The 26,030-nt window shown below is 67.7% G+C and carries 30 protein-coding genes and 1 tRNA gene; 17 read left to right on the top strand and 14 right to left on the bottom strand.

The genetic code is table 11. The annotated features are described in order from the left end of the window. The first annotated feature begins 1 nt into the window (after window position 1). The gene (locus Q5716_RS08965; protein WP_305002730.1) at window positions 2-685 is read left to right on the top strand and encodes a DUF8185 domain-containing protein; all 684 of its coding nucleotides are present in this window, start codon (window positions 2-4) and stop codon (window positions 683-685) included. A gap of 16 nt (window positions 686-701) precedes the next feature. Here Q5716_RS08965 and Q5716_RS08960 read toward each other — a convergent pair whose 3' ends face one another. From Q5716_RS08960 to Q5716_RS08945, 4 genes are all read right to left on the bottom strand, one after another. Next, the gene (locus Q5716_RS08960; protein WP_305002729.1) at window positions 702-1,250 is read right to left on the bottom strand and encodes a DUF2510 domain-containing protein; all 549 of its coding nucleotides are present in this window, start codon (window positions 1,248-1,250) and stop codon (window positions 702-704) included. Beyond that, complete coding sequence (locus tag Q5716_RS08955; protein ID WP_305002728.1) at window positions 1,250-1,876, bottom strand: DUF2510 domain-containing protein; 627 nt, start codon at window positions 1,874-1,876, stop codon at window positions 1,250-1,252. Before Q5716_RS08955 ends, Q5716_RS08960 begins: the two co-directional genes overlap by 1 nt. Before the next feature lie 37 nt (window positions 1,877-1,913). Continuing rightward, complete coding sequence (locus Q5716_RS08950; protein WP_305002994.1) at window positions 1,914-3,578, bottom strand: FAD-binding dehydrogenase; 1,665 nt, start codon at window positions 3,576-3,578, stop codon at window positions 1,914-1,916. Between the two features lie 108 nt (window positions 3,579-3,686). Continuing rightward, window positions 3,687-4,049, bottom strand: coding sequence for a winged helix-turn-helix transcriptional regulator (locus Q5716_RS08945; RefSeq protein ID WP_305002727.1), 363 nt, complete (start codon window positions 4,047-4,049; stop codon window positions 3,687-3,689). Window positions 4,050-4,144: 95 nt separating this feature from the next. Between Q5716_RS08945 and Q5716_RS08940 the strand changes: the two genes are divergently transcribed. After that, complete coding sequence (locus tag Q5716_RS08940) at window positions 4,145-5,002, top strand: SDR family oxidoreductase (protein WP_305002726.1); 858 nt, start codon at window positions 4,145-4,147, stop codon at window positions 5,000-5,002. Window positions 5,003-5,005: 3 nt separating this feature from the next. Here the strand turns inward: Q5716_RS08940 and Q5716_RS08935 are convergent, their stop codons facing one another. From Q5716_RS08935 to Q5716_RS08920, 4 genes are read right to left on the bottom strand one after another with little or no spacing between them, the layout of a single operon-like run. Continuing rightward, window positions 5,006-5,443, bottom strand: coding sequence for a globin (locus Q5716_RS08935; RefSeq protein ID WP_305002725.1), 438 nt, complete (start codon window positions 5,441-5,443; stop codon window positions 5,006-5,008). Continuing rightward, the gene (locus Q5716_RS08930; RefSeq protein ID WP_305002724.1) at window positions 5,440-6,453 is read right to left on the bottom strand and encodes a mechanosensitive ion channel family protein; all 1,014 of its coding nucleotides are present in this window, start codon (window positions 6,451-6,453) and stop codon (window positions 5,440-5,442) included. Before Q5716_RS08930 ends, Q5716_RS08935 begins: the two co-directional genes overlap by 4 nt. Before the next feature lie 3 nt (window positions 6,454-6,456). Then, window positions 6,457-9,009 carry an aminopeptidase N gene (pepN, locus tag Q5716_RS08925; RefSeq protein ID WP_305002723.1) on the bottom strand — a complete coding sequence of 851 codons (2,553 nt, stop codon included), beginning with the start codon at window positions 9,007-9,009 and terminating at the stop codon, window positions 6,457-6,459. Window positions 9,010-9,046: 37 nt separating this feature from the next. Then, complete coding sequence (locus Q5716_RS08920) at window positions 9,047-9,694, bottom strand: hypothetical protein (protein ID WP_305002722.1); 648 nt, start codon at window positions 9,692-9,694, stop codon at window positions 9,047-9,049. Window positions 9,695-9,788: 94 nt separating this feature from the next. Between Q5716_RS08920 and Q5716_RS08915 the strand changes: the two genes are divergently transcribed. Genes Q5716_RS08915 through Q5716_RS08895 form a run of 5 tightly spaced genes read left to right on the top strand, consistent with a single transcriptional unit; the run spans window position 9,789 to window position 14,061 of the window. After that, window positions 9,789-10,277: a ribose-5-phosphate isomerase gene (locus tag Q5716_RS08915; protein WP_305002721.1), complete on the top strand. Its 489-nt coding sequence runs from the start codon at window positions 9,789-9,791 to the stop codon at window positions 10,275-10,277. After that, complete coding sequence (locus tag Q5716_RS08910) at window positions 10,277-11,248, top strand: Fpg/Nei family DNA glycosylase (protein ID WP_305002720.1); 972 nt, start codon at window positions 10,277-10,279, stop codon at window positions 11,246-11,248. The genes Q5716_RS08915 and Q5716_RS08910 overlap by 1 nt, the downstream gene beginning before the upstream one ends. Window positions 11,249-11,251: 3 nt before the next feature. Then, the gene (locus tag Q5716_RS08905) at window positions 11,252-11,875 is read left to right on the top strand and encodes an FMN-binding negative transcriptional regulator (protein ID WP_305002719.1); all 624 of its coding nucleotides are present in this window, start codon (window positions 11,252-11,254) and stop codon (window positions 11,873-11,875) included. Beyond that, the gene (locus tag Q5716_RS08900) at window positions 11,862-13,256 is read left to right on the top strand and encodes an amidohydrolase (RefSeq protein WP_305002718.1); all 1,395 of its coding nucleotides are present in this window, start codon (window positions 11,862-11,864) and stop codon (window positions 13,254-13,256) included. Before Q5716_RS08905 ends, Q5716_RS08900 begins: the two co-directional genes overlap by 14 nt. A gap of 10 nt (window positions 13,257-13,266) precedes the next feature. After that, complete coding sequence (locus Q5716_RS08895; RefSeq protein ID WP_305002717.1) at window positions 13,267-14,061, top strand: MBL fold metallo-hydrolase; 795 nt, start codon at window positions 13,267-13,269, stop codon at window positions 14,059-14,061. A gap of 3 nt (window positions 14,062-14,064) precedes the next feature. Here Q5716_RS08895 and Q5716_RS08890 read toward each other — a convergent pair whose 3' ends face one another. Further along, window positions 14,065-14,550, bottom strand: coding sequence for a Dps family protein (locus Q5716_RS08890; RefSeq protein ID WP_305002716.1), 486 nt, complete (start codon window positions 14,548-14,550; stop codon window positions 14,065-14,067). A gap of 196 nt (window positions 14,551-14,746) precedes the next feature. Here Q5716_RS08890 and Q5716_RS08885 point away from each other — a divergent pair, with 196 nt between their 5' ends. Beyond that, window positions 14,747-16,090 carry a sensor histidine kinase gene (locus Q5716_RS08885; protein WP_305002715.1) on the top strand — a complete coding sequence of 448 codons (1,344 nt, stop codon included), beginning with the start codon at window positions 14,747-14,749 and terminating at the stop codon, window positions 16,088-16,090. Window positions 16,091-16,149: 59 nt separating this feature from the next. Then, entirely contained in the window at window positions 16,150-16,803 is a 654-nt protein-coding gene (locus Q5716_RS08880; protein WP_305002714.1) for a response regulator transcription factor, read from the top strand. A 13-nt stretch (window positions 16,804-16,816) separates the two neighbouring features. On the opposite strand, the gene Q5716_RS08875 is transcribed toward Q5716_RS08880, so the two are convergent. Continuing rightward, window positions 16,817-16,978, bottom strand: coding sequence for a DUF2510 domain-containing protein (locus Q5716_RS08875; RefSeq protein WP_305002713.1), 162 nt, complete (start codon window positions 16,976-16,978; stop codon window positions 16,817-16,819). Window positions 16,979-17,123: 145 nt separating this feature from the next. On the opposite strand from Q5716_RS08875, the gene Q5716_RS08870 reads away from it, so the two are divergent. The 5 genes from Q5716_RS08870 to Q5716_RS08850 all read left to right on the top strand — a co-directional run bounded on the left by Q5716_RS08870 (window position 17,124) and on the right by Q5716_RS08850 (window position 19,866). After that, window positions 17,124-17,297 (top strand): hypothetical protein, encoded by a 174-nt coding sequence (locus Q5716_RS08870; RefSeq protein ID WP_305002712.1) that lies wholly within the window; start codon window positions 17,124-17,126, stop codon window positions 17,295-17,297. Window positions 17,298-17,306: 9 nt separating this feature from the next. Then, window positions 17,307-18,179, top strand: coding sequence for an alpha/beta hydrolase fold domain-containing protein (locus Q5716_RS08865; protein WP_305002711.1), 873 nt, complete (start codon window positions 17,307-17,309; stop codon window positions 18,177-18,179). 24 nt (window positions 18,180-18,203) lie between these two features. Continuing rightward, window positions 18,204-18,584, top strand: coding sequence for a VOC family protein (locus Q5716_RS08860; RefSeq protein WP_305002710.1), 381 nt, complete (start codon window positions 18,204-18,206; stop codon window positions 18,582-18,584). A gap of 11 nt (window positions 18,585-18,595) precedes the next feature. Further along, entirely contained in the window at window positions 18,596-18,940 is a 345-nt protein-coding gene (locus tag Q5716_RS08855; protein WP_305002709.1) for a cupin domain-containing protein, read from the top strand. Between the two features lie 341 nt (window positions 18,941-19,281). Beyond that, on the top strand, window positions 19,282-19,866 hold the full coding sequence (locus Q5716_RS08850) for a hypothetical protein (protein WP_305002708.1): 585 nt from the start codon (window positions 19,282-19,284) through the stop codon (window positions 19,864-19,866). Window positions 19,867-20,640: 774 nt separating this feature from the next. Here Q5716_RS08850 and Q5716_RS08845 read toward each other — a convergent pair. Genes Q5716_RS08845 through Q5716_RS08835 form a run of 3 tightly spaced genes read right to left on the bottom strand, consistent with a single transcriptional unit; the run spans window position 20,641 to window position 22,523 of the window. Then, window positions 20,641-21,357, bottom strand: a complete 717-nt coding sequence (locus Q5716_RS08845) for a hypothetical protein (RefSeq protein WP_305002707.1) — start codon at window positions 21,355-21,357, stop codon at window positions 20,641-20,643. A 39-nt stretch (window positions 21,358-21,396) separates the two neighbouring features. Next, on the bottom strand, window positions 21,397-21,570 hold the full coding sequence (locus Q5716_RS08840) for a hypothetical protein (protein ID WP_305002706.1): 174 nt from the start codon (window positions 21,568-21,570) through the stop codon (window positions 21,397-21,399). A gap of 5 nt (window positions 21,571-21,575) precedes the next feature. Continuing rightward, a complete protein-coding gene (locus Q5716_RS08835; protein ID WP_305002705.1) occupies window positions 21,576-22,523 on the bottom strand; it encodes a GAF domain-containing protein in 948 nt (315 codons plus the stop codon). Window positions 22,524-22,707: 184 nt separating this feature from the next. Here Q5716_RS08835 and Q5716_RS15940 point away from each other — a divergent pair, with 184 nt between their 5' ends. Both Q5716_RS15940 and Q5716_RS08830 read left to right on the top strand, forming a co-directional pair. Continuing rightward, entirely contained in the window at window positions 22,708-22,977 is a 270-nt protein-coding gene (locus tag Q5716_RS15940) for a recombinase family protein (RefSeq protein WP_369523975.1), read from the top strand. Between the two features lie 83 nt (window positions 22,978-23,060). Next, window positions 23,061-23,681 (top strand): hypothetical protein, encoded by a 621-nt coding sequence (locus Q5716_RS08830; RefSeq protein ID WP_305002704.1) that lies wholly within the window; start codon window positions 23,061-23,063, stop codon window positions 23,679-23,681. Between the two features lie 246 nt (window positions 23,682-23,927). On the opposite strand, the gene Q5716_RS08825 is transcribed toward Q5716_RS08830, so the two are convergent. Continuing rightward, window positions 23,928-23,998 (bottom strand) — tRNA-Gly (locus tag Q5716_RS08825). 110 nt (window positions 23,999-24,108) lie between these two features. Between Q5716_RS08825 and Q5716_RS08820 the strand changes: the two genes are divergently transcribed. Next, the gene (locus Q5716_RS08820) at window positions 24,109-25,998 is read left to right on the top strand and encodes a CASTOR/POLLUX-related putative ion channel (RefSeq protein ID WP_305002703.1); all 1,890 of its coding nucleotides are present in this window, start codon (window positions 24,109-24,111) and stop codon (window positions 25,996-25,998) included. Window positions 25,999-26,030: the final 32 nt, after the last annotated feature.

Genomic DNA, 26,030 nt, shown 5'->3' with positions numbered 1-26,030 from the left:
GATGACCCGGACCTTCCGACTGATCGACGCGCTCGCGCTCGACGACCTCCACGTATTCCTCGGTCGTGCCCTGCGTGTGCAGGACGGGTCGGTGCGCCTCATCGGAGGTTCGGGGGTGCTCGCGGTCTACGTCTCGGTGCTTCATCCCGCGGGACTGCTCGACGAGAGCCCCACCGTGCTTGGCCTCAGGACCTTTGCGATCGCGCCGCAGGACGACTTCGACGCCGTGGTGCCGGTGCGCTCGCTCCTCGTGCGCGTGGAGGGCCAGCGAGAGGCGGCTGGGCTCGCCGATCCCTCGGAGGGGGTGACGGTGACGCTCCCCATGGAGGTGAACACCGTCACGTGGGCGGCGATCTCGCCGCCGCGGGGAGGATGGTTGGCGCTCGGCTCGCTCGACGGCGATCTGCTCGAGTCCGTCGCCCGGGCCGGCATCGATGAGGTCGCCCAGGCGGTTCCGGGCAGCGCGGGGGAGCAGATCGTGCACCGCGTGCGCACCGAGGTGTGGGGTCGTACCCTCGACGGCCATGACAACATCCCGGCGGGGGCGGCGTTCGCCGCGGTGAGCCTCGGCTTCCTCAGCGACGGCGACTCGGTCTGCATTTTCGAGTCGGGCCCGTGGACCCGGCTCACGACCAAGCGAGGACACGTGCTGGTCAAGCGCCGCGCGTGGAACCTCGCGCGCTGAGGCGCGTCGGAGCGCGTCAGAGTCGGGCGGCCACGCCGTTGGCCATGAAGGACACCACCGCGATCGCGGAGGTGATCCAGAGCGGGAGCATCCCGGTTCCGATTCCGCGCCTCCCGAGCACCACGAAGCGGCCGATCACGTAGACCAGCGGGGTGGCGAGGGAGAAGAGCATCCAGGCCCAGTGGAACGGCCTGGGGACGCCGCGTGCCGTGAGCGACCGATAGTCGAGCCAGGCCGATAGCGTGTGCACCGCCGAACCGACCAGCACGGCGCCGACGGTCATGAGGTCCCCCACGGTGAGATAGTTCCGCTCGGTGGTCGGGGTCCCGGTTGCCGACAGGAAGGTCACGACCGCGACCGCCGCCGCAGTGACGACGATCACCCAGATCCAGGGCGTCGTGGGATTCGTCCCGGCGGGAGCCACAAGAACCGGGCGCGGGGCTGCCGGTGGCAGGGGCTGCTGGTACGTGTCGGTCCACGCCGTGCCATCCCACCATCGGGCCCGTGGGGTGCCCGCGGGGTCGGGGTACCAGCCGGCGGGCGGCAGTGGCGTCGAGCCGCTCATCAGCGCATGGTGGATGCGGCCTGAACGATCTGGGAGACCAGCGCCGCCGTCCAGCCGATCACGACGACGATGCTCAGCACGATCATCCCGATCGTCACCCACAGCACGGCCGAGCCGTGCCCGGTGCGGCGCTTGACGACGACCGCGCGGCCGATCGCGTAGACGGGTCCCACGGCGAGGTTGAGGAACGCGAACGCCCAGTGGAAGGGCTGGGGGACTCCGCTCGCGAGAAGCGACTTCCAGTCCCGGTAGGCGAAGAAGATCGTGAACGCGGATGCGGCCCAGCCGAGGATCGTCGAGACCCAGATCCAGGGGTTGAGGTAGAAGGCGAACTGCGCCTCGAGGGCCGCGTCCGAGTCGGAGAGGACGCGGGGGTCGACGAGGGAGGAGAGGTCGATCGCGAAGAGGAACGGGAGCGAGATGTAGGGGAGCAGCACGACGAGCCAGATCCACACGTTGTACGCCTTGGTGCCCTCGGGTGCCTTGAGGGCGGTGCCAGTGGCGGCGGAGTAGGGCTCCTGGAACGTCTCCGTCCACTGCGTGCCATCCCACCACCGGCTCCGGGGGCCGCCAGCGGGGTCCGGGTACCAGCCGGCGGGGATGGGCGCGTTCGAGGGGTTCGTCATGGTGACGGCCTTTCTGTGACGGATGCTCGACTGAAGTCTACGGGCGACCGGCGGCAGCGCGCCCCGCGGTGCGCCCGCTGAACAGGCACCCGCCCAGGAACGTCCCCTCGAGCGCCCGGTAGCCGTGGACGCCGCCGCCCCCGAAGCCGCTCGCCTCACCGGCGGCGAAGAGCCCGGGGATGACGGCGCCGTCGGCGGAGAGCGCACGACCCGACAGGTCGGTCTCGATGCCGCCGAGACTCTTTCGCGTGAGGATATTGAGCTTGACCGCGATGAGCGGCCCGGCCTTGGGGTCGAGGATCCGGTGGGGTGCCGCGACCCGGATGAGCTTGTCGCCGCGGTAGTTCCTCGCCTGCCGGATCGCGTTGATCTGCGAGTCCTTCGAGAAGCGGTTGGTGAGCTCGCGGTCGCGAGCCTCGATCTCGAGCCGCACGCGCTCCGCGTCGATCGGCACGTCGGGAGTGAGCGCCTGCATGCCGGCGAGCAGCTCGTCGAGCGTGTTGGCGACGACGAAGTCCTCGCCCTTCGCCTTGAAGGCCTCGACCGGCTCCGTCGCCCCCTTCCCGAGGCGCTGCCGCAGCAGCTCTCGAACGCTCTTGCCGGTCAGGTCGGGGTTCTGCTCGCTACCGGAGAGCGCGAACTCCTTCTCGATGATCGACTGGGTGAGCACGAACCACGAGTGGTCGTAGCCCGTGGTCACGAGGTGCTCGAGCGTGCCGAGCGTGTCGAAGCCGGGGAACAGGGGCACGGGCAGTCGCGAGCCCGTCGCGTCGAGCCAGATGCTCGACGGGCCCGGCAGGATGCGGATTCCGTGCTTCGGCCACACGGGGGCGTAGTTGGTGATCCCCTCGACGTAGTGCCACATCCGGTCGCCGTTGATGAGGTGTGCGCCCGCTCGCTCGCTGATGCCGAGCATCCGGCCATCCACGTGCGCGGGGACGCCGCTGATCATGTGCTTCGGCGGCTCGCCCATTCGCGTCGGCCACTGCTGGCGGACGAGGTCGTGGTTGCCGCCGATCCCGCCGCTCGCGACAATCGTCGCCTCGGCCCGGGCCTCGAAGTCGCCGACGACGTCACGGTTGCTCGCCGCGCCGCGCTCGGCCGCGTCATCCGCGAGCACGGCTCCGCGTGCTCCCACGACGGCCCCGTTCTCGACGACGAGCTCATCCACGCGGTGGCGGAACTTGAGCGTCACGAGCCCGCGATCGACGCCCTCGCGCACGGCGCGGATGAACGGCTCCAGGATGCCCGGGCCCGTGCCCCACGTGATGTGGAACCGCGGCACGGAGTTGCCGTGCCCCGTCGCGGTGTACCCGCCGCGCTCGGCCCAGCCGACGACCGGGAAGAACGACACGCCGCGCTCGCGCAACCACGCGCGCTTCTCGCCCGCCGCGAACTGCAGGTAGGCCTCAGCCCACTGCCGGGGCCAGTTGTCCTCGGGGCGGTCGAAGCCCGCGCTGCCGAACCAGTCCTGACGAGCGAGCTCGTAGCTGTCGCGGATGCCCATCCGCCTCTGCTCGGGGGAGTCGACGAAGAACAGCCCGCCGAACGACCACCACGCTTGTCCGCCGAAGCTCGCCTCGGGCTCCTGCTCGAGGATCGTCACCGTCTTGCCCGCCGCCACGAGCTCGGCTGCGGCGACGAGGCCGGCGAGCCCGGCCCCGATGACGATCGCGTGGCTGGTCGAGGGGGCAGCGGGCATCTCGGACTCCTTCGTCGCAGGGTGGATGCTCATAGCTTAGGCAGCTGAGCGACGATCAGCTCATCGTTCCGACAAGGTGGGGGTGCTCAGCAGAACCGCGGCGGCGCGTTACCTCGACAGGATGTCGTCCGCGTTGTCGGCGATCCAGTCCATGAGGGGCAGCAGTCGAGCGGCGAGCGCCCGCCCCCGCTCGGTCAGGCTGTAGTCGACGCGCGGGGGAATGGTCGGCTGGGCATCCCGGTTCACGAACCCGTCAGCCTCGAGCGTGCGCAGCGTCTGGGCGAGCATCTTCTCGCTGACGCCCTCGACGACGCGGCGGAGTTCGCCCCAGCGGAGGTCCTGCTGCGAGAGCGCGACGATCACGAGCACGCCCCACTTGCTCGTGACGTGGTCGAGGACGGTGCGCGTCGGGCACTGGGCGGGAAGGATGCCCGCCGTGAAGCCGTGACGATTGAGGGTGCTCACCTGCATGTGGGTAGCTTACCAAAAAGTGGGTACGCTCATCCGGGAAGCATTACGTCCAGCGCGGGGTTGAGCCGGTCGAAACCCTACGAAAGGACACCCCCATGACCATCGTCGTCACCGGCGCCACGGGCCACCTCGGCCGCCTCGTCGTCGACGCGCTCCTGCGCGACGGCACCCCCGCCTCCGAGATCGTCGCCGCCGGCCGTTCCGTCGAGAAGCTCGACGACCTCGCCGCGGAGGGCGTTCGCGTCGCGCAGATCGACTACACCGACCGCGCGAGCCTCGAGGCCGCCTTCGCCGGAGCAGACGTGCTCCTTCTCGTCTCCGGCTCCGAGGTCGGGCAGCGCGCCGCCCAGCACGCCAACGCGATCGACGCTGCGAAGGCCGCGGGGGTCGGGCGGATCGTCTACACGAGCGCGCCGGGCGCCACGACCTCGGCGCTCATCCTCGCGCCCGAGCACAAGGCGACCGAGGAGTACCTCGAGGCCTCGGGCATCCCGTTCACGATCCTCCGCAACGGCTGGTACACCGAGAACTACCTCCAGTCGGCGCGACAAGCCGTCGAGTCCGGGACCCTCGCCTCCAGCACCGGAGCCGGGCGGGTCGCGAGCGCTCCGCGATCGGACTACGCGGATGCCGCTGCCGTCGTGCTCGTCGGCTCGGGCCACGAGGGCCGCGTGTACGAGCTGGCAGGCGACTACGCCTGGACCCACGCCGAGCTCGCCGAGGCGATCGCCGAGGTCACGGGCGCGGAGGTGGCCTTCGCCGACCTCAGCCCCGAGGACTACGCGGCGGCCCTGACGTCGGCCGGCCTCGACGAGGGAACCGTCGGATTCATCGTCGGCCTCGACAGCAACATCCGAGACGGGCTGCTCGAAGGGGGATCGGGAGACCTCAGCGGGCTCCTCGGCCGCCCGACGGTGCCGCTGCGCGAGACCCTCGCGGCGGAGCTCGCCTAGGGGCTACTCCTCGAACGTGTTGACCATGGCGTGCGCGGCCCGGTCGAGGTAGGCCCACAGCGTCGCGTCCTGCAGCGGGGGGAGCTGCAGCTCGTCGAGCGCGGCCCGCATGTGCTTCAGCCAGCGATCCCGAGCGTCGGGGTTCACCTTGAAGGGGAGGTGGCGCATCCGCAATCGCGGGTGCCCCCTCTCCTCGCTGTAGGTCGTCGGGCCGCCCCAGTACTGCTCGAGGAAGCCCGTGAGGCGCTGGATCGCACCCTCGAGATCCTCTTCCGGGTACATCGGCAGGAGCACCTCGTCGTGTCGGATCCCCTCGTAGAACGACCGCACGAGCCTCTCGAAGGTGGGGCGACCGCCCACCTGCTCCCAGAAGTTGCCTTGGGCCGACTCGCCTCCGGCGCTGAGGCGCAGAGTGACGGGGTTGGGCTCGTGCGCGGTCATCCGTCGCCTTTCGCGGTCTTCGGAGCGTTCTTCTCGGCGTTCTCCTGCGCGATCTCGTCGAGGCTCGGCAGTCGCTTCTGGCGTGCGGCGCGCTGGCTCCGCAGCCCCGCCGCCCCTTCGAATCCGGTCAGCTGGATCGAGTTGAGCGCGGGCAGTCGCACCCCCATCTCGTCGAGCGCCTTCTTGAGCCGGGCGCGCAGCTCGCGGGCGACGTCGTCCTTCGCCGTCGAGCGGGTCTTGACGACGAGTCGCACGACGATGGCCTCGGCGGAGATCGACTCGATGCCCCACAGCGCGGGCTTCTCCAGGATGCGGTACTTCCACTTGGGTGCGGCCGCGAGCTCCGTCGCGACGGCGAGGATGCGGTCCTCGATCGCGTCGACGTCGGAGTCGTACGGCACGGCGAGGTCGATGATGACGCGCGCCCAGCCGTGCGACATGTTGCCGAGGCGGAGTATCTCGCCGTTGCGCACGAACCACAGCGTGCCGTTCACGTCGCGCACCTGGGTGATCCGGATGCCCACGTCCTCCACCACTCCGGTCGCGAGCCCGAGGTCGACGACGTCGCCGATGCCCAGCTGGTCCTCGGAGACGATGAAGATCCCGTTGAGCACGTCCTTGACGATGTTCTGCGCGCCGAAGCCGAGACCTGCGCCCAGCGCGGCCGTGATGAGCGCGAAGGCGGCGGTCGCGTTCGGCACAGCCGCCGTGAAGATCAGCAGAAGGGCCACGACGACGATGAGGGCCGTCGTCGCGTTGTTGAGCACGCTCCCGAGCGAGCGCGTCCGCTGGACCAGGCGGACAGCCGCGAGCGGGGATGCCTCGAGCTCTCGAGTGTCGTCGACGTTGTGCTTCCTCTTCACGCCGGACACCACCCGGTTCACGACGCGCCGGATCACGAACTGGAGGACGACGCGCAGCAGCACGGCTCCCACGATGATCAGCGCGACCTGGATGAGCACCTGCACGAGGTGGGGCAGGCTCTCGAACAACGCGATCGGGTCGAACACCCGCTACTCCCCGGCGGTATCCCGCGCCTGCGCCTTGAGCGCCCGCTCCACGCCGGCGAGGTTCTCGACGACCAGGCGGCGGAGTGCAGCCGGAGCGGCGGCGTTCGCGTCGAGCCACGCGGTCGTGGCATCCGCGAGCTCCTGCGAGGCGAGGGGCGTCGGGTACAGGCCGAGGATGAAGTGCTCCGCGATCTTGTAGCTGCGGCTGTCCCAGATCGTCGTGAGTGCGGCGAAGTAGGGCGCGACCTGCCCGGCGAGCGACGACGGGTCGTTCGTGTGCTGGTAGCCCATCGTCACCGCGCGCACGATCGCGTTGCTGAGGGCGTCGCTGTCGGCGAGCGAGTCGAACGCGGCGGCCTTCGCCTCGGCGGTCGGGAAGGTCGCCCGCGCCCGAGCCGCGGCCTGCTGGCCGTTGGAGGTGTTGTCCGCCTGGAGTGCGGCCTCGATCTCGGCGTCGGTCGCGGCGTTGTTGAGCACGAGGCCTTCGAGCAGCTCCCAGCGCAGGTCGGTGTCGATCTCGAGCCCATCGAGCACGACCGAGCCGTCGAGCAGACCGCGGAGCGCCTCGACGTGGGCGGGAGTCGACGCGATGCTCGCGAAGAACTTGACGAACTGGAACTGGGCGTCGGACGCCGCATCCGCCTGCCGCGCGAGCGTCCACAGCCCGTCGCCTACCGCCGTGATCGTCACGTCGCGCACGGCCGGGTCCACGTAGACGCGGGCGACCGTGGTGAGCTGGGTAAGCGTCGTGCGGATGGTCGTCGACTCGGTCTCCGCGGCGATGTTGCGGAGCACAAGGTGCACGTAGTCGCTCGGGCGGGTCTCGGCGTCGCGCGTGGCATCCCACGCCGCACCCCAGACGATCGCGCGGGCGAGCGGGTCGTCGATGTCGGCGAGGTGGTCCATCGCGACGGCGAGCGAGTCGGCATCCAGGCGGATCTTCGCGTAGGCGAGGTCCTCGTCGTTGACGAGGACGAGGTCGGGGCGCTTCTGGCCGACGAGCTCGGGCACCTGGGTGCGCTCGCCGTCGACGTCGATCTCGACGCGGTGGTCGCGGCGCAGTTTGCCGTCACGGAGGTTGTAGAGGCCGATCGCGAGTCGGTGCGGACGGATGGTCGGGTAGTCGGCGGGAGCCTCCTGGAGCACGGCGAACGCGGTGATCGTGCCATCCGCGTCCGTCTCGATCGCGGGGCGCAGGGTGTTGACGCCCGCCGTCTCGAGCCACTTCTTGCTCCAGCTCGTCAGCTCGCGGCCGGACGTCTTCTCGAGCTCGGAGAGCAGGTCGGTGAGCTCGGTGTTGCCGAACTGGTGCTTCTGGAAGTACGCCGCGACGCCGGCCATGAACTGCTCGAGGCCGACCCACGCGACGAGCTGCTTGAGCACCGAGCCGCCCTTGGCGTAAGTGATGCCGTCGAAGTTGACCTGCACGTCCTCGAGGTCGTTGATGGTCGCGACGACGGGGTGCGTGGAGGGCAGCTGGTCCTGGCGGTAGGCCCAGCTCTTCTCCATCGCCTGGAACGTCGTCCAGGCCTCGTTCCACTCGGTTGCCTCGGCGGTCGCGAGCGTGGATGCCCACTCGGCGAACGACTCGTTGAGCCACAGGTCGTTCCACCACTTCATGGTCACGAGATCGCCGAACCACATGTGGGCGAGCTCGTGGAGGATCGTGACGACGCGCCGCTCCTTGATCGCGTCGGTCACCTTGGAGCGGAAGACGTAGGTCTCCGTGAAGGTGATCGCGCCGGCGTTCTCCATCGCGCCGGCGTTGAACTCGGGCACGAACAGCTGGTCGTACTTCTCGAACGGGTACGGGAAGGCGAAGTGCTTCTCGTAGAACGCGAAGCCCTCGCGGGTCTTCTCGAAGATGTAGTCGGCGTCGAGGTATTGCGCGAGCGACTTGCGCGCGAAGATGCCGAGCGGGATGACGCGGCCGTCGCTCGAGGTGAGCTCGGAGTGCACCGCCTGATACGGTCCCGCGATGAGGGCCGTCACATAGCTCGAGAGCACCGGCGTGGGCGCGAAGCTCCAGCGGGCGACGCCCTCGGAGACATGCTCGGACGCCGGGGTGGGGGAGTTGCTGACGACCGCCCAGTTCGAGGGCGCGGTGACGGTGAACTGGAAGGTGGCCTTGAGGTCGGGCTGCTCGAACACCGCGAAGACGCGGCGGGAGTCCGGCACCTCGAACTGCGTGTACAGGTACACCTCGTCGTCGACCGGGTCGACGAAGCGGTGGAGGCCCTCGCCCGTCTTCGAGTACTCGAAGTCGCCGACGACGACGAGTTCGTTCGACTCGGAGAGGTCGTCGAGCTGGATGCGCGTGCCGTCGCTTACCGCGGCCGCGTCGAGCGCGACGCCGTTGAGCGTCACCGAGTGCACGGCCCTCGTGATCGCGTCGATGAAGGTCGACGCGCCGGGCGTCGCGGTGAAGCGCACGGTCGTCGTGCTCGCGAAGGTCTCGGGACCGGTGGTCAGGTCGAGGTCGATCTCGTAGCTGGCGACGTCGACGGTGGCCTTGCGGCTCTGGGCTTCGATCCGCGTGAGGTTCTCTCCGGGCACTGTGCTCTCTCCCTAGGGGTCGGTGGGAGCCTCCAGCCTAGCCGGGGATGAGCTGTGCCTCCCGGGTGAGTCGGGGCGCGGGCATCCGTCGCTCGGCGGCTTCGATGGCGGCGACGAGGGCCGAGCGGAGTACGGCGTCGGGGTCGTCGATGCACGCGAGCGCGATGCCCACCGCGGCGGTGTGCACGATCGCCTCCGTCGCGCGGGCCCACGAGCCGTGCGGCGCGCGCGAGCGGTCGAGGTACCGGACCGCCCAGCGCTCGGCGTCGGGCGCCGAGTCGAACGCCGACCGCGTGAGGTCGGAGATCCGCGGGTCGGCGCTGCGCCGGGCGAGGGACAGCAGCCCGACAGCGAGCGCGCGCTGCCGCTCGAGGCTCACGACGGGGAGCGCCGCAGCGGCCGCGAGGGCGGCGATCTCGTCCCCGTACTCGGCGTCCGCCGGGTCGAGCCCGACGACGCGGGGGATGAGGGGCACGAGCGCGCCTCGACCCTCGGCCGTGGTCAGGTCGTTCACGTCGCGAGCGAGCGCGGCCAGCAGTGCGTGGGTGCACGCGGGATGGTCGCTCCAGCGCTCCCCGGCGAGGTAGGAGGCGTACTCCATGAAGCACGCTCCGCGAGCGGCGGATCGGTGGCGCCCGGGCGACAGGATCGGCATCAGGTCGGGCGCAGCGGTTGTCCGTCTCATGGCGGCCTCCTCACGAAAGAGTGACGCATCCAGTGTGCTCCTGCTGGTGGGAGCCGCACCAGGGGTAGCGGTTCGCCGACCATAAACTTGCTGCATGCGCATCCACATCGCCACGGACCACGCGGGACTCGAGTTCAGCGAGGACCTCCAGGAGCACCTCCGCGCCCGGGGGCACGAGGTCGTCGATCACGGACCGACGAGCTACGATCCGCTCGACGACTACCCGCCGTTCTGCATCAACGCCGCGCTCGCCGTCGCTCGCGACCAAGCCGCGGGCGTCGAGTGCCTCGGGGTCGTCTTCGGAGGCTCGGGCAATGGCGAGCAGATCGCCGCGAACAAGGTCACGGGCATCCGCGCCGCCCTCGTCTGGAACGAGTCGACCGCCCTTCTCGCGCGGCAGCACAACGACGCCAACGTCATCTCGATCGGTGCCCGGCAGCACACGGTGGACGAGGCCAAGCACTTCATCGACGTCTTCATCGCCGAGCCGTTCTCGGGCGAGGAGCGCCATGCCCGTCGGATCGCGCAGCTCGCCGAGTACGAGCAGACCGGCCTCATCGCGGGCCACCCGATCGGCGCGTAATGCCCGAGGGCCATTCCGTCCACCGCATCGCGCGCCAGTTCGCGCTGCACTTCGTCGGCAAGCCCGTCGCGGTCTCGTCGCCGCAGGGCCGCTTCGCGGAGGGCGCCCGGATGCTCGACGGCCACGTCATGACGGATGCCCGGGCCGTGGGCAAGCAGATGTTCCTCGAGTTCGAGCACGGCCTGTGGCTGCGGGTGCACCTCGGCATCTACGGGGCATGGGACTTCGCCGGCGACATCACCGCGGATGCGACTATTGCGTCGGCGAACGGCCGGATGGGCCAGACCAATCAGCGCGGCACCGTCGTCGGGGCCTTCGAGGACTCGCTGTCCTCAATCGGCGCGCCGAGACGGACCCGACTGCGGATGGCCGAGCAGGAGAAGCTCGAGGCTCCGCTGGAGTCCTTCCCGCCCGACCCCGTCGGGGCCGTCCGAGTGCGCCTGCTCACCGACGTCACGTGCGCCGACCTCCGCGGTCCCACCGCGTGCGACGTCCTCGGCCCGGAGGAGGTCCAGGCGGTCATCGACAAGCTCGGGCCCGACCCGCTCGTCGACTCGCCGAAGAAGGCGGAGGAGCGCTTCACCGAAACCGTACTGCGCAAGCCCACGCCGATCGCCCTCCTGCTCATGGACCAGTCGGTCGTGAGCGGCATCGGCAACGTCTACCGCGCTGAGCTGCTCTTCCGGGCGCGGCTCAACCCGCACACTCCCGGCCGGGATGTGCCGGAGGAGCTCGTGAGGGCGCTCTGGAAGGACTGGTCGAAGCTCCTGAAGATCGGCGTCCGGACCGGCCAGATGCTCACCATGGACGGCCTTCGGGGCAAGGCCTACGAGGCCGCGCTCGCCAGCCGCGCCGACCGGCACTGGGTCTACCACCGCACCGGTCTGCCGTGTCGCGTGTGCGGCACGCCGATCCTCATGGAGGAGATCGGCGGCCGCAAGCTCTACTGGTGTCCCGTCTGCCAGGCTTAGAGCATGAGACACACCCCCGGCTACGTGCTCACCGACCCCGACGAGGTCAAGCGGCTCGTCCGCGAGAACCCCTGGGCGACGATCGTGTCCTCTACGGCCTCGGGCCTCGTCGCGAGCCACTACCCGGTCATGCTCGAGGAGGGCGAGGACGACATCGTCCTCGTGTCCCACGTGGGGCGGCCGGATGAGACGCTCCACGAGCTCGGCGAGCACGAGGTGCTCGTGATCATCCAAGGGCCGCACGGGTACGTCTCTCCCGGCTGGTACTCGCCCGGCGACTTCATCCCCACGTGGAACCACGTCACCGCGCACCTCTACGGCACCCCGGAGATCCTCAGCGAGGAGGAGAACTTCCGCGTGCTCGGCGAGCTCGTCGACCACTTCGAGGACGTCATGCCGCACCCCGTGCGGCTCGACACTGACGAGGCGGCCGCACGGCGCATCGCGAAGGGCACTGTCGGCATCCGCCTCCGCGTCACGCGGTTCGACGCGCGGCTCAAGCTCAGCCAGAACAAGGCCCCCGAGGTCGCCGACCGCATCATCGACGAGCTGCAGTCCGGCGAGAACTACTCCTCGCCGGAGCTCGCCCGCGAGATGCGACGGGTGCACGGGCATGCTGCTCAGTAACGCCCGGCTCGGCGATCGGGATCGCGACATCCGCGTCGAGGGCGGTCGCATCGTCGAGATCGGCTCGATCGGCACGGGGGACATCGACCTCGCCGGCCGATGGGTGGTGCCGGGTCTGTGGGACAACCACGTCCACTTCACCCAGTGGGCGCTCACGTCCCAGCGACTCGACGTGTCGGGGGCGCGATCGGCACGGGAGGCGGCGCTGCTCGTCGCCAGCGCGGTGGGGGAGGCCCCGGGCATCCTCGCGGGTGCCGGCTTCCGCGACGGGCTGTGGCCGGATGCCCCCACCGCCGCCCTCCTCGACGAGGCGGGCGGTCGGGTGCCGGTCGTGCTCGTCAGCGGCGACCTCCACGCGGCGTGGCTCAACACGGCCGCCCTCGAGCGATTCGGCGTCGCCGGTCATCCGACGGGGCTCCTGCGCGAGGACGACGCGTTCGACGTGACGCGGCGCCTCGGGGAGGTCGAGGACTCCGTGCTCGACGGCTGGGCGCTCGCGGCGGCGCGGGAGGCGGCGAGCCGCGGAGTCGTCGGGATCGCCGACCTCGAGATGGACTGGAACCGGGACACGTGGGAGCGGCGTATCGCCGCGGGCAACGACCTGCTCCGGGTGCAGTTCGCGGTGTACACGCAGCACCTCGACCGCGCGATCGACGAGGGCCTTCGCACGGGGCTCGAGCTCGGCCCGCTCCTGTCGGTCGGCGGTTTCAAGGTCCTCACCGACGGATCGCTCAACACGCGGACTGCCTACACCCACGAGCCCTATCCGGACGGCGGGCACGGCATGCTCACGGTGCCGCCTGCGGAACTGCTGCCGCTACTGCGCCGCGCGACGGATGCCGGGCTCGAGCCCTGGGTCCACGCGATCGGCGACCACGCCAACACGCTCGCCCTCGACGCGTTCGCCGAGCTCGGGGTCGGCGGGCGCATCGAGCACGCGCAGCTTCTCAGCGAGACGGACTATCCGAGGTTCGCGGAGCTCGGCGTGGTCGCGAGCGTGCAGCCCGAGCACGCCATGGACGATCGCGACGTCGCTGACGCCCTGTGGTCGGACCGGACGGGGCGGCTCTACGCGTTCCGCAGCCTCCTCGACGCGGGAGCCGAGCTCGCCTTCGGGTCCGATGCCCCCGTTTCCGCGCTCGACCCGTGGGCGACGATGGAGGCTGCCGTGACCCGCTCCCGCGATGGTCGGGAGCCGTGGCATCCGGAGCAGCGCATCTCTTCCGGCGAGGCGCTCGCGGCGAGCACGCGGTCGTCGGTGGCGGAGGGCGAGCCCGCCGACCTCGTCGCCGTCGAGCGCGATCCGGGCGGGACGCAACTGCGCGGCATGCCCGTGGCCCTCACTCTGGTGGCTGGACAGGTGTCTCACCGCACCCTCTAGAATTTCGAGAATGACGCTCACTTACCTCGGTACCGCGAGCGTGCTCATCGACACCGGCAGCGTCCGCGTCCTCACCGATCCGGTGCTCGACGAGCCCGGCGGCACCTACGACATGGGACCGGCCTGGGCGCCCGCCGGCTGGTTCGGCTCAACCCGCAGCCACCCCACGCCGATCCCCGCGGCCGCCCTCGGCGCGGTCGACGTGGCCCTCCTCAGCCACGACCACCACTTCGACAACCTCGACTACGCCGGCCGCGCGTTCGTACTCGGCAGGTCGGTCGACACGATCGTCACGAACACCGCGTCGGCGCGTCGCCTCGCGCCTCTCAAGCGCGACGTGCGCGGACTCGCCACGGGGGAGTCGACGACAGCCGCGGGCATCCGCATTACGGCGACGCCCGCGCGTCACGGTCCTCGCCTGACACCGCAGGTCGGCCAGGTCTCGGGCTTCCTCCTCGAAGGCAGCCACATCCCGACTATCTGGTTCTCCGGCGACACCGTCATGACACCGCGGCTGCGGCACTGGCTCACCGCCGAGCGCCACATCGACGTCGCGATCATCGCCTGCGGGGCGGTGCGCTTCCCGTCTGCTCCGATCCTGTCGAAGGCGCGCTTCACCTTCGACCCCGCGGAGGTCGTCGACGCCGCCCTCGCCCTCAACCCGCGGATGCTCATCCCCGTGCATCGCAGCGGGTGGACCCACTTCGCCTCGGAGGGACCGCTGCGCGACGCCATTAACGCCGCCGGGCTCGAGCCGCGCACGCGCTGGCTCGAGCCCGGAGAGTCGGTCTCTATCTCGACCTGACGATCAGCCCGCAAGGTGGGCGAACAGGAACCAGCGGTCCTTCTCGAGGCCGCGGGCGATCTCGATGACGACGTCCTGGCTGACCGGGTCGAGTTCGGCGAGCTCGTCGACGGCGGTACGGACGGTGACGAGGGTGGCGTCGATCGCGGCGATCACCTCGCGGATGATCGCATCGGACTGCTGGAATCCAGCGGTCATCGCGGGCGTCGTCGCCTTCGCACCGATGGTCTGCGTGCGCGCGTCGATGGGGAGGCCGAGGGCCACGACCCGCTCGGCGGCCGTGTCGGCGTAGTCGCGCGCGTGCTCGACGACCACGTCGAGGAGCTCGTGAACGGCCTGGAAGTTCGCACCGCGTACGTGCCAGTGCGCCTGCTTGCCGTCGATGGAGAGGGCGGTGAGATCGACGACGACGGGCCCCAGGAATTGGGCGACGCCGCTCGTGACGTCAGGGTCGGCGGAGGTCTGCGGGGTGGCGGTGATCTCGGTCATTGTGTGACTCCTTCTCTTCCTACGTATGTCAACGCTACGCACGCTCATGAATTCCGCAAGGAAGCTGAGGCAACGCTAAGAACCGTGTCGGCTCGCGCTCAGGCGGGGGATAGCCCCACCTCGGACTCGGAAGGCAGCAGGATGCCGCGACGTGCGCCATCGCGGGAGGCTGGCTGAGACAATCGAGAGGACCACCATGACCGACGCCACCTTCACCCCGACCGCCGCACCGGGAGCAGTCGCGCCCGAGCGCCGCGGATACGGCGCCCTCTGGCGCAGCGTGCCGCGAGAGCTCCTGTACCTGCTCATCGCGTTCCCGATCTCGCTGACGGGGTTCGGTGTCACGATCGGCTTGTTCTCGGCCGGCATCGGCACGCTGTTCACGTTCTTGATCGGGGTCGTGCTGATCATCGCTGCGCTCTACGTCGCGCGGGGATTCGGCGTCGTCGACCTCGCGCTCCTCGAGTTCGCCGGCCGACCGCGCATCCCGCGACCCGACTGGCTCGACGACCGAGCGCGCACCGGGTTCACCGGCTGGTTGCGCGCGACCCTCGGCAACGGGCACTACTGGCTGTACCTGCTGCACGTGATGATCGTGGACTTCATCGTCACGACGATCACCTGGTCGATCACCGTCACCTGGCTCTCGATCTCCCTGGGCGGGCTCACCGGGTGGATCTGGGGACCCGTCACGGGAGACACCTGGTTCCTCTCGGACTGGTTCGCCTCGACCAACGGCTGGGCCGCGCCGGAGAACCCGTGGCTCATTGACACCATCGTCTTCTTCCTGCTCGGGGCGGTGTTCCTCGCCCTCCTGCCCTTCGTCACTCGTGGTCTGACACAGCTGCACTGGCTGATCGCCCGCGGGATGCTCGGAGCCTGGCGGTCGGCCGAGCTCGAGCGCGAGGTCCGCTCCCTGTCCGAGTCCCGCGGCGCGGCGATCTCGGCCGAAGGCCAGTCCCTCCGACGGCTCGAGCGGGACATCCACGACGGCCCGCAGCAGCGGCTCGTGCGGCTCCAGATGGACCTCGCCGCCGCAGAGCGCCAGCTCCAGGCCGACCCGGAGAAGGCGAAGACGCTTATCTCGGAGGCGCGGCAGCAGTCGAAGGAGGCCCTCGATGAACTGCGGGCGCTCTCGCGCGGCTTCGCGCCGCCGATCCTCCTCGACCGCGGGCTCGTCGCGGCGATCGAGTCGGCGACCGTGCGCAGCGCCATCCCGGCCCGCCTCGTCGACGAGCTGCCGCCGGGCACGGCGGTGCCGCAGGAGATCGAGCGCAACGCCTACTTCGTGGTGAGCGAGGCGCTCGCCAACGCGGTCAAGCACTCCCGCGCGACCGACATCGAAGTGCGCGTCTCCCTCAGCGAGGATGCCCGCTGGCTGGAGGTATTCATCGCGGACAACGGCGACGGCGGAGCCCAGGCGATCGCGGGCCATGGGATCGCCGGGCTCGAGGAACGCCTTCGCGGCGTCGGCGGGACCCTCGCGGTGTCGAGCCCGACCGGTGGGCCGACGCTCGTGTCCGCCCGGCTTCCCCTGTGACCCTGCTCGCGCCGACCCGCCCAGAAGAGCGGATCATCGCCTCCCCTACGATGGTGGCCATGCCCACCCGTGTGGTCGTCGCCGACGACTCTGTACTACTCCGCGAGGGACTCGTTCGAGTGCTCGAGGAAGCCGGCGTCGAGGTGGCGGCGTCGTACGGAGACGCGGAACGGCTCCTCGAGGAGCTCGTCGACGTGGCCCCGGACCTCGTCATCCTCGACGTCCGGATGCCGCCGACGTTTCGCGACGAGGGCGTGCGGGCGGCCATCCGAGTCCGAGCCCTCCTGCCGGAGGCGGGCATCCTGCTGCTCTCGCAGTATGTCGAGGTCGCCTACGCGCAGGAGCTCCTGTCCGGCGGGCGCGGGGGAGTGGGTTACCTGCTGAAGGACCGGGTCGCCTCGCTCGACGAGCTGAAGGACGCGGTTCAGCGCATTGCGAGCGGCGGGACCGTCCTCGATCCCGAGGTGGTCGCTCAGCTGCTCGGGCGCCGGCAGAACCCGCTCGAGCGCCTCACTCCGCGCGAGCGGGAGGTGCTCGCCCTCATGGCGGAGGGGCGCACGAACGCGGCGATCGCGGACTCCCTCGTGATCGGTACGGGCGCCGTGGAGAAGAACGTGACGTCGATCTTCCAGAAGCTCGCGCTGGATGACTCGGGCAGCGACCACCGGAGGGTGCTCGCCGTGCTCGCCTGGCTTCAGCGCTCGGGCGAGTGATCGCTCGCGAGCGTCAGGACGCGAGGCGCGAGGAGTACCCGAAAGCGGGCTGCACCTCGGGGCGGGGGCGCTCGAGGCGCTCCGTCCACGATGAGCCATCCCACCAGCGCAGCAGTCCGCTGCCTGCGGGGTCGGGGTACCAGCCAAAGGGCGCGAGCGTAGGCGCGTCAAGCATGAGGGTAAGCCTTCGGGTAAGGACTAGTGACTCGGGATAAGCGAGCGCGCTTCGGGTCAAGCTCGCGGTCCTCATATTAGGTGACCCCGGGGTACACGCGTTACGCCCCCGAACGGGGGTCGCGTGGCCCCGGTAGGATGATCCCGTGAAGATCATCGTGTTCCTCGTCTCCCTCGCCATCTTCATCGCGGGCATGTACCTCATGGGATCCGCCTTCTACGTGCCCGGCTGGGAGGCCGCGGTGTTCCTCGGCGGCATCCTGGCGTCGAGCATCGGGCTGGCGATTCCCGTCCACGTGCTCAAGCGCATCGACGGCTAGTCCTGCGCCGTGGCGAGTCTGCTGAGCCGTCTCGCCCCTCTTGTCATCACTCTGCGCGGCTCCAAGCGCCAGTTCCGCTCGGCGGAGCGGACCCTCGCTGCCGTGCGACGGGCGCGCGAGCATCCCCACCCCTTCGAACCGCGGCCGCGTCGGGGCGTCGACTTCGATCGCTCCGAGTTCGCGGGGTGGCCCGTCTTCACCGTGCGAGCGACGGATTCTCCCGCCGGCCGCCGGGCCGTCTACCTGCACGGCGGCGTCTACTCCTTCGAGATCGACCCCGTCCACTGGACGTTCCTCGCGAAGCTCGCCTCGGAGTCGGGAGCCGAGTTCGTCGTGCCGATCATGCCGCTCGCCCCGCTGGGTACCGCCTCGACGGTCGTGCCGGTCGTGGCCGATCTGATCGAGTCGAGCGGGGCGACCGCCGTGCTCGGCGACTCCTCGGGCGGCGGGATGGCTCTCGCCGTCGCCCAGGTTCTCCGGGATCGCGGCGCCTCGCCCCTCAGCGCGACCGTGCTCATCGCCCCGTGGCTCGACATCTCGGGCAGCGATCCGCGCCTGGCCGAGATCGAGCCAAGCGACCCATGGCTCGCCGTGCCCGGCACCCGAGCGGCGGGCGCCCTCTACCGCGCGGAGCTCCCCGTGGACGATCCGCTCGTGAGCCCCATCCACGGCGTGCTGCGCGGCCTCGGCCCGATCACGATGTTCAGTGGCACGCGCGACATCCTCAACGCGGACGCGCATCGACTCGTCGCGCGGGCGGCGGAAGAGGGCATCCCGCTCGATTTCCACGAGGGGGTGGGCATGATCCACAACTACCCGATCCTGCCGATGCCCGAGGGGGATGCGGCACGCGCGGTCATCGCGCGGGCCTTGGCCATGTAAACACCGTCCACATATGCTGGACGAATGACCTTTCCCGGCCCCATCACCGCTATCACCCTGTTCGTCGACGATGTGCCCCGCGCGCGCGACTTCTACGCGGAGGTCTTCGGGCTTCCCGTGCACTACCAGGACGAGGCATCCGCCGTCTTCGACTTCGGCAACACGCTCATCAACCTGCTGCAGGCGGAAGAAGGCCGCGGTCTCATCGAGCCGGCACTCGTGGGCCGCTCGGTCGACGGCGCGACGGCCCAGTACACGATCACGGTCGAGGACGTGGATGCCACGGCGGAGCTCGTAGTGTCGCGCGGCGCCCAACTCCTCAACGGGCCGCAGGACCGCCCGTGGGGCATCCGCACCGCGTGCTTCCGCGACCCGGACGGGCACGTGTGGGAGATCGCGAGCTAGTCTTCGGAGGCATGGAGCAGCACCCCGTCGTCCGCATGACCCTCGCCGATCACGTCCTCGCGAGCCCCGCAGAGATCGGACACGTCGAGGTTCGGCGGATCACGCTCGCCCCGGGCGTCCAGCCGGGAGCCCACTGGCACAACGGTCCGGTATTCGGCGTCATCGAGAGCGGCTCCGTGCACTTCCAGGTCGGCGACGGCCCGGAGCGGATGCTGGGCCCGGGCGACACCTTCTTCGAGCCCGGTGATGAGACGATCGGTCGCTTCGACGCGACCGACGAGGGAGTGACGTTCCTGGGCTGGTTCCCTATGCCAATGGGAGAGGCGCCTGACCTCATCATGGGGCCGAGAAACTGACGCGCGGCGACGAGTGTTCCCATTTCGTCGGAATAGCCGACTGTATAGCGACACAATCGGAACATTCGCCGCAGGGGCCGATGTCGGAGAGGATTCCGGGAATCGAATCCGCGTAATCCGTTTGGATCACTGATTCGCGAGCAGTTCTCAGGCCAGAGGGCCACCCAGTTTCCAGTCATTCAGGAAGATGAGGCCTTCGTGCCGAGACTCGTTGTAGCCAGTTGGGGAGCAACTAGGGAGCAGGGAGAGAGTCGATCTACGAGCTATGGAAGGATTTCAGCACCCGAGTCCCCGCCACGATTGGAGCGCCGCCGTTGGCCGGTCAGAGCCTAGAGCTGGTCGTGAAGTCGCCTATCGATGTGAGCGACGGGTGGGAGCTGGCGCGTGACATTGCCGTCGTGCTGGAGAGAGCTGTAGCAGACGGGGGCAATCACTTCGAGCTCGGCGAGTACATCGCCGAGACGCACGAGCTACGGGCCGAGGTAAGTGCGGCAACGTTCGATGCGCTGACAGACAAGCTCGTCGCGCTGAGGCTGGTCCCGGACAAGCTGACTGGGGACATGTTCAACTTCGAGTCTGAGTGGGAGGGGCCCTCGGGGATAGAGCTGGAGGCCACGTTCGCCGCAGAGGAGACGCGCATTGTCGTGAACGTGGACCACAACGATGAGCGCGGACTCGCCATACGGGCCGCTCTGGAGAATGCCCTTGCTACTTTGCTCCGCGAGAACGAAGGACTCCGCTTCGAATCCTCTTGGCGCTTGATCGACCCGCCCTCCCTGCCTTCACATGGCCCGAAGGCTCGAAGGCGCGGCGCACGCTACAGACTCGGGTGGACGCGCGCGGGGAGGGTGGTCAGCGGACTGGTGCTAGCGGTCATCGCTGGTTTGATCGTGGCATTCCTTGCGGCGCTCTTCGGGTGGGTTTAATACCCTTCCTTAGGGGCGCGATCCACGTATCACCAAGGCGGGAGTAGCTTTGGAACCCACTCGTTCGAGGCATCACTCCGAGGTCGACCACACACAGAAAACGCACCGCCCCAACCGCCTAATTTGGGCGATGCTCGTGGAGATTTCCGATGACCGTTCTACCTTCGGGTGCTAATTAGTGGATTGGCGCTGATGAGCCCTCTGAAAGTCATGAGGATGGGCGACTCTTCCATGCCCGATGATCCCAACAGGCACTAGCCGAGTTGGACAAGCACGTCGAGGCAACGGATGCGGGGTGGTTCGGCGGAGCGCTCATCAGTCCCGCCGACGGTCGGCCCATTTGGGACAACTCCGTCCTGATGACGCAAGGGACGTTCTCCCACATGTACGACCCACGTGTTTGGGTTCGGTGACCATCACGCTTCAGCGTTCACCATCTCTCGCGGGCACGGACGTGCCAATCAAAGTGGGCAAGCTACCGGTGGGGTGAGATTCGCCAACTCCGCCCGGAAGGGCTCTAGGTCCTGCACGCACTCGACACGACGGAAGATCGGGTGAGCCGCTTCGTAGAGCGAGGCGAGGTCATGAATATCCCTGCCGGCCGCTGCGTGATGTATTGGGCGTCCTGTTTGACGAAGATTCGGGTCGAGGGACCAGCATCCCTGCCGGTCCGGTTGCTGCGCTAATGGCCGAGGAGAAAAACTAGCCAGCGGCCGGGGCCGTCCTCCCCCACCGAGGCACGCTCTGTTCGTGAACCCCAGAGCGGGCTTCGACCTATCTCCGCGTCTGTCTCATAGATGCAACGTCCGGGGCGACGTGACTTGTAATCACTGGCAGCGCTAGAAGCTCCTCTTGGGACATATCGTGCAGCTCGTCCATAACGGCCTCTGAGAGGGAGCCGTGACGCTCCTGAGCTTGATGGAGCAGTGTTTCCGCCAGCCGCTTTAGTGTGTTGGATCCTTGCTCGTTCAGAGGGTTAGAACTGATCTGAAAGGTCCCCGGCCCGCGCGCGACGACAGTCTCGCCGCGGTCGTTTGTCAGGAGGGCATAGGTCATGTTCATCTCCAGTGCGTTGACCGAATGCGCGACGTACTTCGAGCGCAACGTCATGAAGTACTCATGCGCCTTCCGTGCATCGCCTAAGTCGTCCAGAACGCTGAGATCGGGTCGCTCGGACTTGCGCACTCCAGCCTCAAAGCAGCGTGCGTATGTGACGAGCGCCGCTTTCCATAGCGCGTCTTGAACTGCTGGGTCCAGCGCGCTTTCGAAGCTCGATTCATAGACGATGCAGTAGCGCACCGTCGCCTGCAAATCGTTGATAATTCCGGTGAGGTGCTCAAGCGCCCTCGCGTTCTCCGATGTCAAGCGGACGATTTGCGTCCCCGCTGCCGGTCGAAACTCGAGCACTCGTCCAGCGACTTCGCGGTACAGGAAATCGCTGTACTGGATCCACCCGCCCTCAAGTTCAAGACGAACATCGTCGCCGTCCATGTACTCGTCCAAGATGATCGCGCGCCTGCGCCGACCGAGCTACTTGTGTTTGATGACTTGCGTGTTAGGGCTGTTTCGAGCCTCTTTGTCGGCCTTCGCCCAGATGGCTTCGACTACCTTCCGATCCGACAAATCACGCTCGTAGCGCCCCGTGCGAGCAGCTCGAATCACGCCAAAACCGGCGTGCGAATTGTGCACCGTGATGTCGCTCATGTCGCTCATCCTACGCTCCCTGACCTTGAAGTTACAGGCTTAGCTGCGGCATTCTCAGCTATGGCAAAGGCGGTCGCGACCATATCCGCGACCAGTTCGACAGTATGAAGATCCACGTCCCTCAGTGAGTTCGCTTGACACGAATCCACAGTGACCATGCCGTACACGGAGTCATCTCCGACGCTGCGTCTCGCAAAGATCGGCACCGAGATGAACGTCTTGTAACCAGAGCGAGAGCCGGGCCAAGTTGGCGGGGCCTTCACGTCCAGATTCTCATAGAGGACCGACTGCTGCCCCGCGATGAACTCGATAGCGGCCTTTCCATTTGGCGTGCTCGCGAGGAAGGCACTGGGCGTGCCCCCTCGACCGCTGTGCGCACTGTTCCTCATTTGCTTGCCATCGGCATTCAGGACAAACACGTTCGTCCGCACATCGGGGACGCGCGTGGCCAACAATGCGTAAAGCGCGCCCGTCGCTGATGTTGCAACGGTGCGCAAATGGCTCCTGCCGACCGATGGCTTCATCGACGGCATCTCTGCGATGTTCTCCGCGAGAGGTTGCAGCGCGTCCCGCATCGCCACGGTGAGCGCGCTCGTTGCCTGCACAGCGGCCTCTCCGGATACAACAGCGTTGCTCTTGGCTTCGCTCAAGAGCACTGCCTGAGATCGCTTCTTGTTGACGTCGTACACGACCTTCACGATCTGTGCCGCGACTGCGAGAACCGAGAGCGCGAGGCCCACGATGAACATGGGCACGTCCCACCACTCCTGCGGCGGCGGTCCTACAGGCGGATTCTTGGACGCGGCGGCGGCTTTAGCAACCAAATCCAAGAAATAGGTTCGGAGCGTAAACGACGTCGCAGATAGGACAGCGAGCACCAGCGGAAGGATGGAGAAGAACAACTCCGCCTTGATCGGAACCTTCTTGGCGGCGTCATCGACACTCTTGAGCATTCGGCAAGCATAGAGGTGTGAGTGCTTCTCAGCTCGTCAATCGGGTCTATAAAAACATTCCGAGTGTGCGACATGAGAACCGGAGTTCACATCCGCACGTTTGCTGGCCCTCCCGATTCTCAACACTTGTTCCAACACCTCTTCATCCTGACGCTCTCCGACCTCCGAGAGCGCGGCATCATCGTTGAGAGCATCGAGGACTGCGTGGACTCCTCCACGGGAGGCATTCACGGGCCTGCTGGCGGTCATCGCCAAAGTGGAGCGCCGATTCATCCAGCGCCGCACGCGCTCCGGCCTCGCGGATGCTCGCGCTCAGGGTTGCGTAGGAGGGCGTCCTCGCCCTATCGGCTCCAAGAAGGCCGCGCTCGATGTGGGCCTTTCCGATGCCGACATTGCTAAGACGCTGGGTGTGAGCGCGCCGACCATCTACCGCTATCTCAACGCCGCGAGGTGAACTGGCGGCCTCTCGGCGCTCATTGAGCCTGAATTGTCTTCGGTATCTGTCAGCATTGACTGGACCCAACCGAAGGGAATTTCATGAGACGTATTCTTCCTTTGTTGCAGGGCTCTGTAATTCTCATCGTCGTGCTGGCCGGACTTGCGTTCATCGGATGGTTTGTTGCGTCATGGTTCTTGGCCCTGCCACCGGCGACGCAGACGCCAGTGGCCGCCCTGACAGGCGTCGTTCTCGTGCCTGTCATCACTTACCTAACTACGCGCTCGCTGGAGCGTCGTCGTCTGATGGAAGCTGCCCTTCGCGACAAGAAGACCGCCCTTTACGACGACATGGTGAGGGGCCTCATGAGCATCTTCAACCTATCGAATTCCAAAGCTCAGCAAGTCAAGAGCATCGCGAACAATCCTGCTGAGATGGGCAAGTTTTACGCGAACATCACGCCCCGCCTTATCACCTACGGTTCGCGCGGAGTCATCAGAGCTTGGAACACCTTCCGCAATGGGGCGGCCCACAATCCGCCTGCACCTCTCACCATGCTCAGGTTCGAAAACATCCTCAAGGCGATGCGTGCTGACCTCGGTCATCCCACTCGGATGCAGTCGCAGGGTGAACTTCTGCGCTTGTTCGTCAACGACGTGGAGAACATCGACTTCAAGTCCTTCTCTTTAAAGAATGCTGACTCAGACGACCAAACGAGCTAGCCCTTGAGTACTAGGCATCTTGTGCAGGAGGCAGGGCGTCTCGCGTCAGCTCGAGTCGCGCAAGCGGCCGGGATAGGACAAGGGCTGTTGAGCGAGATTCGGAGGGGATGACGGGATCCCCTACTGAGCCGCCGACCGAGCGCTGCGCGCCCGTCCGGACTGCTCAGCGGGGGCCCATTCGATTCGCAGCACCAGCAGTACATGCGAAGAGCGCCCATCCTGGCGGACAGGCGCTCTTCGCATGAGAGGGGATGACGGGAATCGAACCCGCGTAATCAGTTTGGAAGACTGAGGCTCTACCATTGAGCTACATCCCCGTGAGCGGCTCGAGACCGCGCGGGTAGAACTCTACCCGAAGTTGGGTCACGGGCCGGTCACCCCTTCTGCCATTCTTAGTCGCACACTTCTGTACGACGAGGAAAACCCGATGGACAAGCCCAGCTTCGCGGAGCGATTCCGCTATTGGTTCGACAACTGGATGTCGCGCGGCACGATCGCGCTCATGGCCCTCCTGGGCATCGCGACGGTGCTGCTCGTCGCGGTCGTCGGCGGCGTCACCGTGCTCGTGCTCTGGCTGCTCCCGGACAAGTACAACCAGTTCGGCGAGGACTTCACCCCGTGGGACGTGTTCTGGGGCGGTCTCATGCGCACCCTCGACCCGGGAACGATGGGCGGCGACCAGGGCTGGCTGTTCCGCATCCTCATGCTCATCATCACGATCGGCGGACTCATCATCGTGGCGAGCCTCATCGGCATCGTCTCGGGCGCGTTCGACTCGAAGGTCGAGGAGTTGCGCAAGGGCCGCTCCCGCGTGCTCGAGAAGGACTACACCCTGATCCTCGGTTGGAGCAGCAAGGTCTTCCCGATCATCAGCGAGATCGTGATCGCGAACGAGTCGCGCACCCGCCCCGTCATCGTCGTGCTCGCCGACAAGGACAAGGTCGAGATGGAGGACGAGATCAAGGCGGAGGTCGGCTCCACCGGCAAGACCAAGGTCATCTGCCGCACGGGCGACCCGATGAACCTCACCGACCTCGAGATCGCCAACCCCAACGCGGCCCGCAGCATCATCATCGTCGCGCCCGAGGGCAGCCCGGATGGCGACGCCGACGTTCTCAAGTCCGCCCTGGCCCTGACGAACAACCCGCGTCGCCGCGCCGAGCCGTACCACATCGTGGGGGAGCTGGAGCATCCGTCGGCGCTGGAGGCGGCGCGACTGATCGGCGGTCGCGAGGCGCACTGGGTGCTCGGCGACGAGCTCATCGGCCGCATTACGGTGCAGAGCTGCCGGCAGAGCGGGCTGAGCGTCGTCTACTCCGAGCTGCTCGACTTCGACGGCGACGAGATCTACTTCACCGAGCAGCCGAGTCTCTACGGGCGCAGCTACTTCGAGACCCAGCTCGCCTTCGCGTCGTGCGCCGTCATGGGAATGGTCAAGGGCGGCGAGGTCATGCTCAACCCGGCCGACGAGGCCCGTTACGAGGCGGGGGACCAGCTCATCGTGATCGCCGAGGACGACAGCGTCATCGCCACGAGCGCGCCCGGCACTCCGGATGCCTCCGCTGTCAGCACCTCCAAGGCGGAGACCCCCCGGCCCGAGCGCACGCTCGTGCTCGGCTACAACGCGGGGCTCGCCGCAATGCTGAGGGAGCTCGACGAGTACGTCGCCCCTGGCTCGGTGGTGGCGCTCGTCGCCGACGTGGATTGGCCCGAGCTCCCCGACTTCGCCAACCTCTCCGTCGAGTTCACTCGCGGGGATGCCACGAGCCGGACGCTCCTCGACCGCATCGACGTGGCATCCTTCGACCACATCATCGTGCTCGCCTACAAGGAGCTGCTCGACACCCAGCGCGCGGATGGCAAGACCCTCATCACTCTCCTCCAGCTGCGCGACATCGAGGAGAAGACCGGCGTGGATCTGAACATCGTCAGCGAGATGCTCGACGACCGGAACCGAGAGATCGCCGAGGTCACCAACGCCGATGACTTCATCGTGAGCGACAAGCTCATCAGCCTGATGCTGTCGCAGGTCTCCGAGAACAAGCGCCTCACCGAGGTGTTCGACCAGCTCTTCTCGAGCGTGGGCAGCGAGATCTACCTCCGTCCCGCGGATCTGTACGTCGCCGACGGGGCATCCGTCGACTTCTACACCGTGCTCGAGGCGGCTCGGCGGCGAGGGGAGACGGCGATCGGCTACCGCATCGAGGAGTTCGCCCACTCGAGCGACAAGGGCTACGGCGTGGTCGTGAACCCCCGCAAGGCCGAGGTGACGCGATTCTCCGCGTCCGACAAGATCATCGTGCTCGCCGAGGGCTGAACCGACTGTCAGTGAGGGCCGCCTTCTTCCAA

This window comes from Antiquaquibacter soli (assembly GCF_030580675.1).
Taxonomy (GTDB): Bacteria; Actinomycetota; Actinomycetes; order Actinomycetales; family Microbacteriaceae; genus Rhodoglobus; species Rhodoglobus soli.
This window is presented reverse-complemented; position numbering and strand designations above follow the sequence as displayed.

Bases quoted from the DNA above. Each gene is read 5' to 3' on its own strand.
- Q5716_RS08900 (WP_305002718.1), top strand. From the start codon at position 11,862: ATGCTGCTCAGTAACGCCCGGCTCGGCGATCGGGATCGCGACATCCGC.
- Q5716_RS08875 (WP_305002713.1), bottom strand. From the start codon at position 16,978: ATGCTTGACGCGCCTACGCTCGCGCCCTTTGGCTGGTACCCCGACCCC.
- Q5716_RS08880 (WP_305002714.1), top strand. From the start codon at position 16,150: ATGCCCACCCGTGTGGTCGTCGCCGACGACTCTGTACTACTCCGCGAG.
- Q5716_RS08895 (WP_305002717.1), top strand. From the start codon at position 13,267: ATGACGCTCACTTACCTCGGTACCGCGAGCGTGCTCATCGACACCGGC.
- Q5716_RS08835 (WP_305002705.1), bottom strand. From the start codon at position 22,523: ATGCTCAAGAGTGTCGATGACGCCGCCAAGAAGGTTCCGATCAAGGCG.
- Q5716_RS08820 (WP_305002703.1), top strand. From the start codon at position 24,109: ATGGACAAGCCCAGCTTCGCGGAGCGATTCCGCTATTGGTTCGACAAC.
- Q5716_RS08885 (WP_305002715.1), top strand. From the start codon at position 14,747: ATGACCGACGCCACCTTCACCCCGACCGCCGCACCGGGAGCAGTCGCG.
- Q5716_RS08940 (WP_305002726.1), top strand. From the start codon at position 4,145: ATGACCATCGTCGTCACCGGCGCCACGGGCCACCTCGGCCGCCTCGTC.
- Q5716_RS08910 (WP_305002720.1), top strand. From the start codon at position 10,277: ATGCCCGAGGGCCATTCCGTCCACCGCATCGCGCGCCAGTTCGCGCTG.
- Q5716_RS08915 (WP_305002721.1), top strand. From the start codon at position 9,789: ATGCGCATCCACATCGCCACGGACCACGCGGGACTCGAGTTCAGCGAG.
- Q5716_RS08845 (WP_305002707.1), bottom strand. From the start codon at position 21,357: ATGGACGGCGACGATGTTCGTCTTGAACTTGAGGGCGGGTGGATCCAG.
- Q5716_RS08935 (WP_305002725.1), bottom strand. From the start codon at position 5,443: ATGACCGCGCACGAGCCCAACCCCGTCACTCTGCGCCTCAGCGCCGGA.
- Q5716_RS08960 (WP_305002729.1), bottom strand. From the start codon at position 1,250: ATGAGCGGCTCGACGCCACTGCCGCCCGCCGGCTGGTACCCCGACCCC.
- Q5716_RS08965 (WP_305002730.1), top strand. From the start codon at position 2: ATGACCCGGACCTTCCGACTGATCGACGCGCTCGCGCTCGACGACCTC.
- Q5716_RS08920 (WP_305002722.1), bottom strand. From the start codon at position 9,694: ATGAGACGGACAACCGCTGCGCCCGACCTGATGCCGATCCTGTCGCCC.
- Q5716_RS08945 (WP_305002727.1), bottom strand. From the start codon at position 4,049: ATGCAGGTGAGCACCCTCAATCGTCACGGCTTCACGGCGGGCATCCTT.
- Q5716_RS08860 (WP_305002710.1), top strand. From the start codon at position 18,204: ATGACCTTTCCCGGCCCCATCACCGCTATCACCCTGTTCGTCGACGAT.
- Q5716_RS08950 (WP_305002994.1), bottom strand. From the start codon at position 3,578: ATGCCCGCTGCCCCCTCGACCAGCCACGCGATCGTCATCGGGGCCGGG.
- Q5716_RS08955 (WP_305002728.1), bottom strand. From the start codon at position 1,876: ATGACGAACCCCTCGAACGCGCCCATCCCCGCCGGCTGGTACCCGGAC.
- Q5716_RS08905 (WP_305002719.1), top strand. From the start codon at position 11,252: ATGAGACACACCCCCGGCTACGTGCTCACCGACCCCGACGAGGTCAAG.
- Q5716_RS08855 (WP_305002709.1), top strand. From the start codon at position 18,596: ATGGAGCAGCACCCCGTCGTCCGCATGACCCTCGCCGATCACGTCCTC.
- Q5716_RS08840 (WP_305002706.1), bottom strand. From the start codon at position 21,570: ATGAGCGACATCACGGTGCACAATTCGCACGCCGGTTTTGGCGTGATT.
- Q5716_RS08830 (WP_305002704.1), top strand. From the start codon at position 23,061: ATGAGACGTATTCTTCCTTTGTTGCAGGGCTCTGTAATTCTCATCGTC.
- Q5716_RS08890 (WP_305002716.1), bottom strand. From the start codon at position 14,550: ATGACCGAGATCACCGCCACCCCGCAGACCTCCGCCGACCCTGACGTC.